The sequence below is a fragment of the Actinomadura physcomitrii genome (assembly GCF_008923205.2).
GTDB classification, from domain to species: domain Bacteria; phylum Actinomycetota; class Actinomycetes; order Streptosporangiales; family Streptosporangiaceae; genus Spirillospora; species Spirillospora physcomitrii.
Genome location: NZ_WBMS02000006.1, coordinates 228,823 through 242,193 on the forward strand (window position 1 = coordinate 228,823; position 13,371 = coordinate 242,193).

General features: G+C 73.2%; 12 protein-coding genes. 7 read left to right on the top strand and 5 right to left on the bottom strand.

The window, feature by feature from the left end; genetic code table 11:
* Nucleotides 1-80: 80 nt before the first annotated feature.
* Nucleotides 81-2,162, bottom strand: coding sequence for a S9 family peptidase (locus F8568_RS10270; protein WP_151593279.1), 2,082 nt, complete (start codon nt 2,160-2,162; stop codon nt 81-83).
* Nucleotides 2,163-2,337: 175 nt separating this feature from the next.
* Here F8568_RS10270 and F8568_RS10275 point away from each other — a divergent pair, with 175 nt between their 5' ends.
* The 4 genes from F8568_RS10275 (at nt 2,338) to F8568_RS10290 (ending at nt 5,841) form a co-directional block, all read left to right on the top strand.
* Complete coding sequence (locus F8568_RS10275) at nt 2,338-3,789, top strand: serine/threonine-protein kinase (protein ID WP_151593280.1); 1,452 nt, start codon at nt 2,338-2,340, stop codon at nt 3,787-3,789.
* Between the two features lie 90 nt (nt 3,790-3,879).
* Nucleotides 3,880-4,779 carry an N-acetyl-1-D-myo-inositol-2-amino-2-deoxy-alpha-D-glucopyranoside deacetylase gene (gene mshB / locus F8568_RS10280; RefSeq protein WP_151593281.1) on the top strand — a complete coding sequence of 300 codons (900 nt, stop codon included), beginning with the start codon at nt 3,880-3,882 and terminating at the stop codon, nt 4,777-4,779.
* A gap of 21 nt (nt 4,780-4,800) precedes the next feature.
* Nucleotides 4,801-5,307, top strand: a complete 507-nt coding sequence (locus F8568_RS10285; RefSeq protein ID WP_151593282.1) for a DUF6113 family protein — start codon at nt 4,801-4,803, stop codon at nt 5,305-5,307.
* A 15-nt stretch (nt 5,308-5,322) separates the two neighbouring features.
* Entirely contained in the window at nt 5,323-5,841 is a 519-nt protein-coding gene (locus F8568_RS10290) for a flavin reductase family protein (RefSeq protein WP_328600807.1), read from the top strand.
* A 215-nt stretch (nt 5,842-6,056) separates the two neighbouring features.
* Here the strand turns inward: F8568_RS10290 and F8568_RS10295 are convergent, their stop codons facing one another.
* The 4 genes from F8568_RS10295 to rocD form a co-directional block, all read right to left on the bottom strand.
* Complete coding sequence (locus tag F8568_RS10295; protein WP_151593283.1) at nt 6,057-7,673, bottom strand: DHA2 family efflux MFS transporter permease subunit; 1,617 nt, start codon at nt 7,671-7,673, stop codon at nt 6,057-6,059.
* Nucleotides 7,670-8,323, bottom strand: coding sequence for a PadR family transcriptional regulator (locus tag F8568_RS10300; protein ID WP_151593284.1), 654 nt, complete (start codon nt 8,321-8,323; stop codon nt 7,670-7,672). Before F8568_RS10300 ends, F8568_RS10295 begins: the two co-directional genes overlap by 4 nt.
* A 113-nt stretch (nt 8,324-8,436) precedes the next feature.
* Nucleotides 8,437-9,447, bottom strand: coding sequence for an LCP family protein (locus tag F8568_RS10305; RefSeq protein ID WP_151593285.1), 1,011 nt, complete (start codon nt 9,445-9,447; stop codon nt 8,437-8,439).
* Between the two features lie 76 nt (nt 9,448-9,523).
* Nucleotides 9,524-10,717: an ornithine--oxo-acid transaminase gene (gene rocD, locus F8568_RS10310; RefSeq protein ID WP_151593286.1), complete on the bottom strand. Its 1,194-nt coding sequence runs from the start codon at nt 10,715-10,717 to the stop codon at nt 9,524-9,526.
* A gap of 181 nt (nt 10,718-10,898) precedes the next feature.
* Here rocD and F8568_RS10315 point away from each other — a divergent pair, with 181 nt between their 5' ends.
* From F8568_RS10315 to F8568_RS10325, 3 genes are all read left to right on the top strand, one after another.
* On the top strand, nt 10,899-11,390 hold the full coding sequence (locus F8568_RS10315; RefSeq protein WP_151593287.1) for an Lrp/AsnC family transcriptional regulator: 492 nt from the start codon (nt 10,899-10,901) through the stop codon (nt 11,388-11,390).
* 10 nt (nt 11,391-11,400) lie between these two features.
* The gene (rraA, locus tag F8568_RS10320) at nt 11,401-11,880 is read left to right on the top strand and encodes a ribonuclease E activity regulator RraA (protein ID WP_151593288.1); all 480 of its coding nucleotides are present in this window, start codon (nt 11,401-11,403) and stop codon (nt 11,878-11,880) included.
* Between the two features lie 230 nt (nt 11,881-12,110).
* Nucleotides 12,111-13,355, top strand: a complete 1,245-nt coding sequence (locus tag F8568_RS10325; RefSeq protein ID WP_151593289.1) for a hypothetical protein — start codon at nt 12,111-12,113, stop codon at nt 13,353-13,355.
* Nucleotides 13,356-13,371 lie beyond the last annotated feature (16 nt).

Below are 13,371 nucleotides of genomic sequence, written 5' to 3' on the forward strand. Positions count from 1 at the left end.
CCCCTTAAACAATCGTTTTTGTGGGGCGTGGTGGTTTTACCCCCCCCCCAAACCCCCCCCCCCCCCACAACTCAACGAGGTCAGCGGGCCAGGGCGGACTTGAGGTACTCCACCTGGATCAGGAGGAGGTTCTCCGCCACGACCTCCTGGGGGGTCATGTGGGTGACGCCCGACAGGGGCAGGACGGTGTGCGGGCGGCCGGCGGCCAGCAGGGCCGACGACAGCCGCAGCGTGTGCGCGGCGACGACGTTGTCGTCGGCGAGCCCGTGGATGATCATCAGCGGGCGCTCCAGGCCGCCGGCCATCTCGATCAGCGAGTTCGCCGCGTAGGCCTCCGGCTCCTCGTCCGGGTGGCCGAGGTAGCGCTCGGTGTAGTGGGTGTCGTACAGCCGCCAGTCGGTGACCGGCGCGCCCGCGATGCCCGCGTGGAACACGTCGGGGCGGCGCAGCACCGCCAGCGCCGCCAGCCAGCCGCCGAACGACCAGCCGCGGATGCCGACCCGGTCCAGGTCGAGCGCCGCCGGATGCACCCGCGCCGCCTCGATCAGCGCGGTGATCTGGTCCTCCAGCACCGGCTCGACGAAGTCGCCGCGGACCGCGCGGTCCCACACCGGGCCGCGGCCGGGCGTGCCGCGGCCGTCCGCGATCACCACGGCGAAGCCCTGGTCGGCGAGCCACTGCGCCTCGCAGTACGCCCGCTGGACGGCCAGCACCCGCTGCGCGTGCGGGCCGCCGTAGGGGTCCATCAGCACCGGCAGCCGCCCGTCGCCCGGCTTCCAGCCGGTCGGCAGCACCACGGCGGTGCGGATCTCGCGGTCCCCGGCGCGCAGCAGCTCGACCTGCGGCGTGATCACCGGCGTCTCGGCGAGCGACGCGACCGGGTGGATGCCGGACGGCTCGCGCACCTCGACCTCGGTGCCCGGACGGTCCAGCCGCGATCCTGTGACAACCGTCACACCCGCGGCCCGCACCCCGCCGAACACGCCCTGCCCCTCGGTCAGCCGGACGACCTCCCCGGCGTCGAAGGAGTAGAGGTGCACCTCGGTGGGCTCCTCCGACGCCGTGAACAGGATCGACTCGCCCTCGACGCCGAGGATCGAGCGGACCTGCAGGCCGCCCGGCGTCACCGGCTTGCCGCCGATCGTGATGCGGCGCGTGTCGGTCTCGCGGTCCTCGGTGACCCAGACCAGCTCGCCCGTCCCGGTGTGCGCGGGCAGGCCGGGGACGATGTCGGTCCACACCGGGTCGTGCTCGTTGTGCACCAGCGACGTCTCCCCGTTGGACGGGTCGACCCGCAGCACCCGCTGGGACCGCTGGTCGCGCGGCTGCACGACGATCAGCAGGGCGTGCCGGTCCCAGGACGCGGTGACGACGTAGGGGAACTCGCCGCGGTCCCAGGCGACCCCGGTCCGGCCGCCGTCCAGCTTGAGCAGCACCAGCGACACGATCGCGTTCGGGGTGCCCGCCGCCGGGTAGGCGATCTCGGCGGGCGTCCGGTCCGGGTTCGCGGGGTCGGCGATGTGCCAGCGCTGCACCGGCGTCTCGTCCACCCGGGCGACCAGCAGCGTCGAACCGTCCGGTGACCACCAGTGGCCGCGCATCCGGTTCATCTCCTCGGCCGCGACGAACTCGGCGAGGCCGTAGGAGATCTGCTCCGACTCCGGCTGCACGACGGCCCGGTCGTCCGAGCCGTCCATCTCGATCACCCGCAGCGTCCGGCCGGACACGTAGGCGACGCGGCGGCCCGCCGGGTCGGGGCGCGGGTCGAACACCGGCGCCTGCGCGGGCAGCTCCCGGACCGGCCCGCCGTCGAGGTCGGCGACGTAGAGCCGCCCGCCCAGGGTGAACACGGCCTGCCGCATCTCGCGGTCGGTGGCGTATCCGACGATGCCGCCGGCCTGCTCGCGCGCGCGCTCGCGGCGGGCCCGCTCCTCGGCGGGCAGGTTCTCCTCGCCCGGCACGTCCAGCGCGGCCGGGTCGGCGACGAGGCGCTCCTCGCCGGTGCCGGTGCCGAGCGTCCACAGGCAGGTCACCGGGTCGTCGCCCGCCCTCGTGCGCAGGAAGATCGCGCGCGTTCCGTCCGGCGCGATCTGGAAGGCGCGCGGGACGCCGAGGGTGAAACGGCGGGTGCGGGCGCTCTGCCGCGGATAGCTGATGCTCATGGCATTCGAGTCTGCCAGCCCGCGAGCCTCCCCGAACGGCGGCGCGGCGCCGTTGCCTGCCCCTATGATTCCGGGCGGTCATAGCGGCCGGGGAACGGCCCTTGGGCATGGCCCCGCTCGCGTAAGCTCAAGACCTCCCCAAGCTTTTGTCTCGCGGGCGTTGAAGGAGTGGTCCATGCCGGAGCTGCAGCCGGGCGATCCCCGGCGGCTGGGCTCGTACGAGATCGTCGAACGGCTCGGCGAGGGCGGCCAGGGGGTCGTCTACGCGGGCGTCGACGCCTCGGGTAACAGGGCCGCCATCAAGCTGCTGCGCACCGATCTCGCCGCCGACGCGGGCGCGCGCAACCGGTTCGTCCGCGAGGCGCAGGCCGCCAAGCAGGTCGCCCGGTTCTGCACCGCGCAGGTGCTGGAGGCCGACGTCGCGGGCGACCAGCCCTACATCGCCAGCGAGTACGTGCCGGGGCCGTCGCTGTACAAGCAGGTCACCGAGACCGGGCCGATCACCGGCGCGGCGCTGGACCGGCTCGCGATCGGCACCGCGACCGCGCTGGTCGCGATCCACCAGGCCGGGATCGTGCACCGCGACTTCAAGCCGCACAACGTGATCATGGCGCCGGACGGCCCGCGGGTGATCGACTTCGGCATCGCGCGGGCGCTGGACACCGGCCAGACCAACGCGACCAAGGCGATCGGCACCCCGTCCTACATGGCCCCCGAGCAGGTGGCGGGCGCCACCCTCACCGAGGCCGTGGACGTGTGGGCGTGGGCGACCACGATGGTGTTCGCCGCGACCGCGCACCCGCCGTTCGGCGACGACACCGTCGTCGCGGTGATCAACCGGGTGATGAACGAGCCGCCGTACCTGGAGGGCGTGCCCGCCGACCTGCGCCGGCTCGTCGCGGCGTGCCTGGTGAAGGAGCCGGAGCGGCGGCCCACCGCGCAGCAGCTGATGATGGCGCTGATCGGCAGCGGTCCCGGCGGCGCCGGCCAGACCCGGATGGACGACCCCCGGCAGGCGACCACGATGCTCGCGGAGGGCTCCACGCTCGCCGCCGGCGCGGGCGCCGCCGCGGCGTTCGGCGCGCACCAGGGCGGCCCGCCCGGAGGGCAGACGCAGCGGGTGTCGCCGGCGAACTACACCGGCACGCTGCCGCCCGTCCAGCAGCCGCCGTACCGCGGCGGCGGCCGGCACACCGGCTACGACGACTTCGAGCCGGAGCGCCGGTCCAAGTGGCCGATCCTCGCGGGGATCGCGGCGATCGTCGTGCTGGCGCTGGTCGTGGGCCTGTTCATGGCGAACCGGGGGAACGACGAATCCCCGACCCCGGGGACGTCCCCGACCGTCTCGGACTCCTCGTCGGCCAGCGACAGCCCGACCGACGAGCAGCCCACGACGGAGGAGCCGACGTACACCCGCCCGACCCGGCCGAGGCACACGGCGCCCACGCGCGTCCCGACGTCCGAGGCCCCGACGTCCGAGGCGCCGACCAGCGAGGCTCCGACGAGCGAGGCCCCGACCACGCACGGGCCGTCCACCAACCCGACGCACACCTCGGGCGACGGTGACGGCGGCGGCGACGGTGACGGCGGTGGCGGCGGCACCGGTGCCGGAGGCGGCGGCAACTGACGGGCGCCCGCCCGCGGCGGCGAGCCCCGGGTGGCCGGGCGGGCAGGGCGGTCATCGCCGTGCCCGCGACCCCTGAGTAGGCTCGTGACCATGAAGGAGCCGCGGATCCTGTTCGTCCACGCCCATCCGGACGACGAGTCCATCGGGACCGGGGCGACCATGGCCAAGTACGCCGCCGAGGGCGCCCATGTCTGTCTCGTCACCTGCACGCTGGGCGAGGAGGGCGAGGTCATCCCCGATGAGCTGCGCCATCTGGCGTCCGACAAGGAGGACCGCCTCGGCGAGTACCGGATCGGGGAGATGGCGGCGGCGGCCGCGGCGCTCGGCGTGCGCGACCACCGCTACCTCGGCGGTCCCGGCCGGTGGCGCGACTCGGGCATGATGGGCACCGCCACCAACGACGACCCGCGCAGCTTCTGGCGGGCCGACGTCGACGAGGCCGGCGCGGAGCTCGCGAAGATCATCCGGGAGGTCCGGCCGCACGTCATCGTCACCTACGACGAGCGCGGCAACTACGGCCACCCCGACCACATCCAGGCGCACCGCGTCACCCGGCGGGCGTTCGAGCTGGCCGCCGACCCGGCGTTCGACGACGGCCGGGAGCCCTGGCGGGCCGCGAAGTTCTACGCCTACGCCACCCCGCGCACCGTGCTCGCGCGGGCGATCGCGGTGATGCGCGAGGCGAAGCTGCCGTTCGCGCGGGTCGCCGGCCTGGACGAGCTCGGCTCCGGCGTCCCGGACGGGCAGGTCACCACGGTCGTGGACGCCCGCGCGCACCTGCCCGCCAAGCTCGCCGCGCTGCGCGCCCACCGCACCCAGATCACGGTGGCGCCCGAGGCGGTCGGGCCGTTCTTCGCGCTGTCGAACAACCTCGGCCAGCAGGCGTTCGGCACCGAGTACTACATCCTGCAGACCGGCGAGCTCGGCCCGGTCGGCCCCGGCCGCCGCGAGACCGACCTGTTCGCCGGCCTGGACGACGCGCAGGGCTGACCGGCTGGATACGCTGAGGCCGTGGACGAGGACGACGAGGCGCGGGTGAGCCTGGCCAAGGACGGTCTCCCGCCGGGCGCGGCGGGCGGCGCGTCGGTGGCCGGTGACGCGGGCGGCCGCGGCGAGAGCCCGCTGGACGCGCTGGTGACCGGCGGGGCGTACGCGGCGCTGGGCCTGCTCGGCGGGGTCTTCGGCCTGGTCGGCTCGTACGCCCAGGAGTGGACGGCCGGGGACGTGCCGGTCACCTCGATCGTGCTGGTGCCGCTGGTGTACGCGATGGTCCGGCTGGCCGGCCACGGGATGGGCGGCAAGATCGGCGCGGCGGTGCCGGCGGTGGTGTGGGGCGTCGCGGTGATCGTGATGTCGATGCAGCGGCCGGAGGGCGACCTGGTCGTTCCGGGCACGCTCGCGGGGTATGTGTACATCGTCGGCGGCATGGTGGCCGCCGGAATCGCGGTGGCGCGGGTCCCGTCGCCCGGCCCGGCGGGGCAGTGGCTCACCGGGAGGACGGCGCGCACCCGCGGGTAGGGGGATCGCTAGGGTGTGCGCGTTGTGAGCGGCGGCCGGGTGGACCAGAGCGTGGATCCCGGGCTCTTCCGGCGGGTGGCGGGCCGGTTCGCGACGGGCGTCGCGATCGTGACGAGCGTGGTGGACGGCGCCGATCACGCGATGACGGTGAACGCGTTCGCCTCGGTGTCGCTGGACCCGCTGCTGGTCATGTTCTGCCCGGAGAAGATCGCGCGCTTCCACGACCTGGCGCTGGACGCCGGCGAGTGGGCGGTGTCGGTGCTGTCGGAGGGGATGCGGGACGCCTCGCAGTGGTTCGCGACCCGCGGCCGGATGCTGGACGGCCAGCTGCAGGGCTGGGACCACTGCCGGGGCCCCGTCACCGGCGCCGCGATCTTCAACGACGCCGTCGCCGCCCTGGAGTGCCGCACGCACGCGGTCCACGACGCGGGCGACCACAGCATCGTCGTCGGCGAAGTCCTGACCCTGCACGTCCCGTCCCAAGACGCGAAACCCCTGATCTTCTACGCCGGCGCATACCACCGTCTGTGCTAGCCCAGTGGGGCGACCCCCTGGAACCCCCGTTACGACGGACGGGCTGTTTCACGCTCCGCTAGAGCTCCGCGTGAAACAGCCCGTCCGTCGGCGGGCAGGCCCGCTCCGCTCGCTGCACTCGCTCCGCGTGCCCGCCCGTAACGGTGGCTGGGGTTCAACCTGCCGGGGCTGGGGTTCAACCCGCGGAGGCCGGGCTTGCCCCGCCCGGCTGGGGGTCAGCCCTTGACGGTGGCGGGGGCTGGGTCGGTGGCGTTCGATGCAGGGGTGGAGCGGTAGCCCTTCACGCCGAAGCAGGCGGCGGCGCTCGCCAGGACGACGACGATCGGCAGGATCATCGTCGGCTTCATCGCGTGCACGAAGCCGTGCGAGAACACCTGGCCCGCGACCTGCTGGACCTGGTGGACCACGCTCTGCGGGACGTTCGGCGGCAGCTTCTGCTGGGCGCCGGTCTGGCTGGCGCCGACCTCCAGGCCGCCCTTGGCGGCGCCGGCGAAGCCCTTGATGAACCCGGGCCGCACGTCCGGCGGGAGGGCCGCCGCCCGGGTCGCCGCCTCGTCCTTGAGCGAGGAGGCGAGCTGGTTCTGCAGGACGGCGCCGACCGCCGCGCTGCCGAGGACCGAGCCGATCTGCCGGACGGTGTTGTTCACCCCGGAGGCGGCGCCGGCCAGCCGGGGCGGCACGTGGCGGGTCGCCTCGGTGGCCATCGGCGCGAACACGCCGCCGATGCCGAACCCGGCGACGACGAGCGCGGGGATGAACGCGGTCCAGTCCGTCCCGACCTCGGCGGCGAGCACCAGCCACAGCATGCCGAGCGCGTAGAGGGTGAGGCCGCCCATCAGGATGAACTTGCCGCCGATGCGGTCCGACAGCTTGCCGGCGACGGGCGCGAGGAACATCGACACCACCGAGGACGGCGCCATCACGAGGCCGGCCTTGAGCGCGCTGAAGCCGAGGACGGACTGCATGTAGATCGTCATCGGCAGGAACAGGCCGATCATGCCGATGGAGACGGCGGCGCCGACGACGTTGAGGATGGTGAAGTTGCGGTCGCGGAACAGCGAGAACGGCACCAGCGGCTCGCGGTCCTGCTGCGTCCGCTGGTAGACGTAGAAGATCACGAAGAGGCCGAGGCCGGCGGCGATGAGCCCCCAGATGCCCTCGTTCCAGTCGTACTTCTGGCCCTCGGTCAGCGCGAACGTCAGGCAGAACAGCCCGGCGGAGGCGAGCCCGACGCCGGCGATGTCGAAGCGGTGCTTCACGGTGGGGGTGTGGCCGGGCAGGATCGGCACGGCCATCGCCAGCACGAGGATGCCGATCGGCAGGTTCACGAAGAAGATCCACCGCCAGTCGAGGCTGGTCACCAGCAGGCCGCCGATGGTCGGCCCGGCGATGGTGGACACGCCCGCGACCGCGCCCCAGACGCCGAGCGCGGCGCCGCGCCGCTCCGCCGGGAACACCCCGATGATGATCGACATCGTCTGCGGCATCAGCAGCGCGGCGCCGAGGCCCTGCACGGCGCGGGCCGCGATCAGCTGGGCCGGGTCCTGCGAGATCCCGCACGCCAGGCTGGACAGCGTGAACAGCGCCACACCGGCGATGAACAGGTTCTTCTTGCCCCACAGGTCGCCGAGGCGGCCGGCGGTGATGAGCAGCACGGCCAGCACCAGGATGTAGGCGTTGACCACCCAGAGCACCTCGTCCAGCGAGGCGTCCAGCTTGTCGATCATGCTCGGGATCGCGATGTTCACGATCGTCAGGTCGAGCAGCGTCATGAAGAAGCCCAGCGAGAGCGTCAGCAGGATCGCCCACGGGTTTCCGCGCCACTTGGTCATGGTGCCCCCTTGTCGTTGTGGCGTGCGTGGTGGTGGTCGGTGAGGTGCCCGTGCTGGTCGGGCGGGTGGCAGGAGGTCACCCCGGCGTCGCCGGTCCAGGTGAGCCGGCCGGACTCCAGCTCGTCGGCCAGGTTCTCGACGAACTCCAGCTCGCCGCGGAAGCGGTCCATCTTCCATTCCAGGTCGAGGAGCTTGTAGCGTTCCAGGCCGCGCTTGCGGAGCGAGTCGTTGATCGTCCGGTGCCCGACGAGCAGCGCCTCCAGCGCGACGGCGCGGGTCCGCAGCTGCCGGGCGACCTCGGCCTCGGGCAGCAGGTTGATGAACGCCAGGCCGGTGCCGAACAGCGGGAACTCCTCGACGGGTTTGGCGAGCAGCTCGGCGAGGCGGATGTGCGCGGCGTCACGCCCGGCGCTGGTGACCGCGTAGACGGTCCGCTCCGGGCGGCGGCCCTCGCGCGCCGTCTCCAGCGGTTCGATCAGGCCGGCCGACGCGAGCCGCTCCACCGAGTGGTAGAGCGAGCCGTGCGTGACCTTGACGGCCTGGTCGTAGGCGTGGTCGCGGATCCGCTGCTGCATCTCGTACGGGTGCATGGGCCCGCTGCACAGCATGCGCAGCACGGTCAGCGCGAGCGGTGTGAGGGGTCGGGACAAGGTGCGACCTTCTTGGTCGAGTTCGGATTAGTCCACTTAGACTAATCCATCAGGACCTGTACCGTCACATCAGTGTGATGCCCGATTTATCCGCACAGGTCACACGCCTTGTTCTAGCGGACGGTACCGACAGAATTGGCGGCGCCGTTGCGGGCCACGAAGTCGCCGACCCGGTCGGCCCGGACGTCGGCGAACAGCTCGGCGCCCGCGGCCCCGTCCAGCAGCACCACGTTCTGCCCGCCGCGCGAGGCGAACCGGTCGACCGGCGCCGTCAGGTACTCCACCAGCGGCGTCTTCAGCAGCCGCGCGGCCAGCCCGCGCAGCGTGCCCGCCGTCACCGAGTCGTCCACGGTCACCGAGTGCGTCGCGGCCCGGACGAACCGGTCGATCTTCAGCGGGTTGCGGGTGTCGAGCGCCTTGTCGGCGAGCGCGTGCAGGAACGCCTGCTGCCGCTTGATCCGATCGAGGTCGCCGCCGGGCAGGTTCCAGCGCTGCCGGACGAAGTCGAGCGCCTGCACGCCGTCCAGGTGCTGGTGCCCGGCGGGCCAGGTCCGGTGGTGCATCGGGTCGTAAGTGCGCTTCTCGACCGTCACGTCGACGCCGCCGAGCGCGTCCGTCATCTTCACGAAGCCGCCGAAGTCCAGCGCTGCGTAGTGGTCGACGCGCACGCTGGTGAGCTGCTCGACCGTCCGGATCAGCAGCTTCGGCCCGCCGTAGGAGAACGCCGAGTTGATCTTCCCGGAGCCGTGTCCGGGGATCGGCACCCAGCTGTCGCGCGGCAGCGCGATCACCGACACCCGGCCGTCCCGCCCGGACAGGTGCACCAGCATGATCGTGTCGGACCGGGCGCCCATCGACGGCATGTCCGAGCGCCGGTCCGACCCGATCAGCAGCCAGTTCTCGCCGCGGCCCGTCGACACGGGACGGCCGCCGCGCTCCGGCATCGCGCCCGCGATCCGCTTCACACCGTCGTTGTAGGCGTTCTCCAGCAGGTAGGCGCCGCCGCCGAGCAGCAGCAGCGCGCCCGCCGCCAGCACGCCGCAGCCGATGAGCACCCGCCGCCGGCGGCGCCCGGGCCGCTCGTCCTGCTCGGTGGCGTCCTGCGCGGGCGGCTTCTGGTGCATGCGCACACCCTCCCGCCGCGGAAGGCGCGCCCGGCGCGGACAGGCGGTCCAGGGGTGATTCTTTACCGCGCTGGGCTCAGCCCTTGAGGGCCGCCTCCAGCTGGTCGAGCGCCCAGTCGAGCTCGTCCTTCCCGACGACCAGGGGCGGCGCCAGCCGGAGCGTCGTCTCGTGCGTCTCCTTGGCGAGGACGCCGAGCTCCATCAGCCGCTCGCTGACCGGACGGGCCCGGCCGTGCAGCTCGACGCCCGCCCACAGGCCCCGGCCGCGCACCTCGCGGACGAGGTCGGAGGGGAGCCGGCCGAGCCGGTCGTGCAGGTGCGCGCCGAGCGCGCGGGACCGCTCCTGGTACTCGCCGGTCTTCAGCATCGCGATCACCTCGCGGCCGATCGCGCAGGCCAGCGGGTTGCCGCCGAACGTGGAGCCGTGCTGGCCCGGCTTGAACACCCCGAGCACGTCCGCGTCGGCGACGACGGCCGACACCGGCATGATGCCGCCGCCGAGCGCCTTGCCGAGGATGTACACGTCGGGCACGACGTCCTCGTGCTCGACGGCGAACGTCGTGCCGGTGCGGCCGAGCCCGGACTGGATCTCGTCGGCGATCATCAGCGTGCCGTTGGCGCTGCACAGCTCCCGGACGGCGCGCAGGAACCCGCTCGGCGGGACGTTGACGCCGGCCTCGCCCTGGATCGGCTCGATCAGCACGCCGACGGTCGAGGCGTCCATGGCGGCCTTCAGCGCGTCGACGTCCCCGTACGGGACGGTCCGGAACCCGGGCGTGTAGGGGCCGTAGGAGTCCTTGGCGTCGGGGTCGGTCGAGAAGCTGACGATCGTGGTGGTGCGGCCGTGGAAATTGCCCTCGAAGGTGATGATGCTCGCTTCCCCGGCGGGGACGCCCTTGACCTCGTAACCCCACTTGCGGGCGGTCTTCAGGGCCGTCTCGACGGCCTCGGCGCCGCTGTTCATCGGCAGGACCATGTCCTTGCCGCACAGCGCGGCGAGCTCGGTGACGAACGGCCCGAACTGGTCGTGGTCGAAGGCCCGGCTGACCAGGGTGACCCGCTCGAGCTGCCGCTGGGCGGCGGCGACGAGGCGCGGGTTGCGGTGACCGAAGTTGACCGCGGAGTACGCCGCCAGCATGTCCAGGTAGCGGCGGCCCTCGACGTCGGTGAGCCAGGCGCCCTCGGCGTCGGCGACGACGATCGGGAGGGGGTGGTAGTTGTGCGCGCTGTGCTCCTCGGACATCGCCCGCAGCTGTTCGGTCGCCGTCACGACGCTCCTTCACGCGTTCGGTCCGGCCGGTCGGGCCGGGCATCGCCGGGACACCGGGCGGGGACCCGGTGCCGAGGGGGAGGGGACCGGCCGCGGCGGGTGGCCGCCCGGTCCATATCCAGCGTATGTTCGGGGGTTACCGGCGACCAATGACGAAAACCGACTTTGGGGGTGCTGTTTGTTGCGTCTTGACGAGCTGGACCGTCAGATCGTTGCGCGGCTCCTGGAGGACGGCCGCGCCTCGTACGCGCAGATCGGCGACAAGGTGGGGCTGTCGGCGCCCGCGGTGAAGCGGCGGGTCGACCGGCTCCGCGCGGACGGCGTGATCAACGGGTTCGCCGCGGTGGTCGACCCGGCCGCGCTCGGCTGGACGACCGAGGCGTTCATCGAGATCTTCTGCACCGGCGCGACGTCCCCCGAGGAGATCTACTCCAGCGTGCGCGGCCATCCGGAGGTGGTGGCGGCCTACACGATCAGCGGTGACGCGAGCGCGCTGGTGCACGTCCGGGCCCGCGACATCCAGCACCTGGAGCAGGCGCTCGAACGGCTGCGGCGCGAGGACAACATCACCGCGACCAAGACCGCGATCGTGCTGTCCCGGCTGATCGGCCGGCCGACCGACGCCCCGTCCGGCGCCCCGTCCGGCGGGACCGCTCCGGTTACCGGGCAGTAGGCTGCCGGGCATGGACTTCGCGACCGCTGACCTCATCGACGACTTCGGGGACGAGCTGCGCAGCTGCGAGACGCAGTTCCGGCAGTACGGGGGCCGCGCGGCGTTCGCGGGTCCGGTGTCGACGGTGCGCTGCCACCGCGACAACGGCCTGGTCAAGCGGCTGCTGAACACCCCGGGCGAGGGCCGGGTGCTCGTCGTGGACGGTGCCGGGTCGCTGGCGTCCGCGCTGATGGGCGACCTGATCGCGGCGTCCGCGGTGGCGAACGGCTGGGCCGGCGTGGTGATCAACGGGGCGGTCCGGGACGTGGTGGCGCTGCGCGGGCTCGACCTCGGCGTCAAGGCGCTCGGCTCCAACCCGCGCAAGAGCGCCAAGGACGGCGCCGGCGAGGTGGACGCGCCGGTGGCGTTCGGCGGCGTCGAGTTCCGCGCGGGCGACTGGCTCTACAGCGACGAGGACGGCATCGTCGTGGCGGCGCGCCCGCTGCTGTAGAACGGCCGGCGGTGCGTCTGGACCGTCGCGGAGCACGCCGGCAAGCGGGCGCTGTGGGGGACGCTGGAAGACCCTGCAGCACCAACTGAGCCGGTCACCGCGCTCGCCCGCCTGGGCGGACGCCTGGGCGGGCGAGCCGGTTCACACGGCCGATGCAATGGTCATTTGCCTCTCCGTCGACGGCGCGCGGGGTTTTCCGCAAGACGGCCCCGGAAAGATCGCCGGGCGTGATGATCAAGAAACGGAGAGCGAGCGGGCGGCGGCCGGCCGCCATCGCGCTGGCCGCCGGCGTACCGCTGGTGGCACTGGTGGCGTCCGTCCCCGCCGTCGTCCAACCCGGGCACGCCGCGGCGTCGACCGCGGCGCGGGACGCCGCGCCGCGCAGGGCGGACTTCGGCCTGCGCCGCGGCGCGAGCCTCGACCGTCCGCTGCGCGCGCTCGGGGACGAGCTGGCCACGAGCGGCGTCCAGGCGCTGATCAACGGGTCCGGGCAGCGCCGCCTCACCGGCGGCTGCGCCGCGGCGGCCAAGGTGCCCGCCAGGGCGCGCACCTACTGCTTCGACAAGGCCGACTCGGCGACCCGCAAGTGGTACCCGCAGGGCGTCACGACCGTCTCGGACGCGGCGGTGGACGGGCGGTGGGGCGCCGGCCGCCCGATCGTCGTGTCCTGGCACAACGACGGCGCGATCCGGCTCACGTTCGTGAACCCGGACCGGCACACCTACCGGCACGTCCTGCTCGTCTACCCGGCACTGCGGCACGGCGAGGTCTCCTACAGCGACATCGACCTGCACGCCGGCGGCATCGCCTGGTTCGGCGACAAGCTGTACGTCGCCGACACCCGCGCGGGCCTGCGCGAGTTCGACATGCGGCAGATCTTCGACCTCGGCCGCAGCAGGAACGGGTCGACGCGGCACGCGGAGTGGGTCGGCCGGCACGGCGGCAGGTACTACGGCCACGGCTACCGGTACGTCATGCCGCAGACGGGCAGCTGGCAGTACGCGCACGGTTGGGCCGGCGCCAGGTGTGCGGGCCGCGGCGCGCTGCGCGTCTCGTGGATGTCGATCGACCGCACGACCCGCGTCCCGTCGCTCATCGCGGGCGAGTACTGCAAGGAGAGGGAACCGCGCGGGCGCGTCGCGACGTGGCCGCTGCGCAACGGAACCGGCCTGGTCGCCGGGTCCGGACGGGTCGCCTACCCGAACTGGGTCGCGAGGCTTCCCGGCGACCGCGTGCAAGGCGGCGTCCGGGCTCACGGCCACTGGTGGTTCACGCAGAGCCACGGCTCCAGGCGCGGCACGATGCTCCAGGCCGACCAGCGCGGGCACCGCTGGCGGAACCTGTCCAAGCGGACCATCTCCCACGGTCCCGAGGACCTGAGCTGCTACCGCGCCCAGCACCGCGTCTGGACGCTCGCCGAGTCCCCGAACAGGCGCGCTCTCTGGGGCCTGCCCGCCCCGCAGTGCCGCTGGTAACCGACGCCCGGCATCG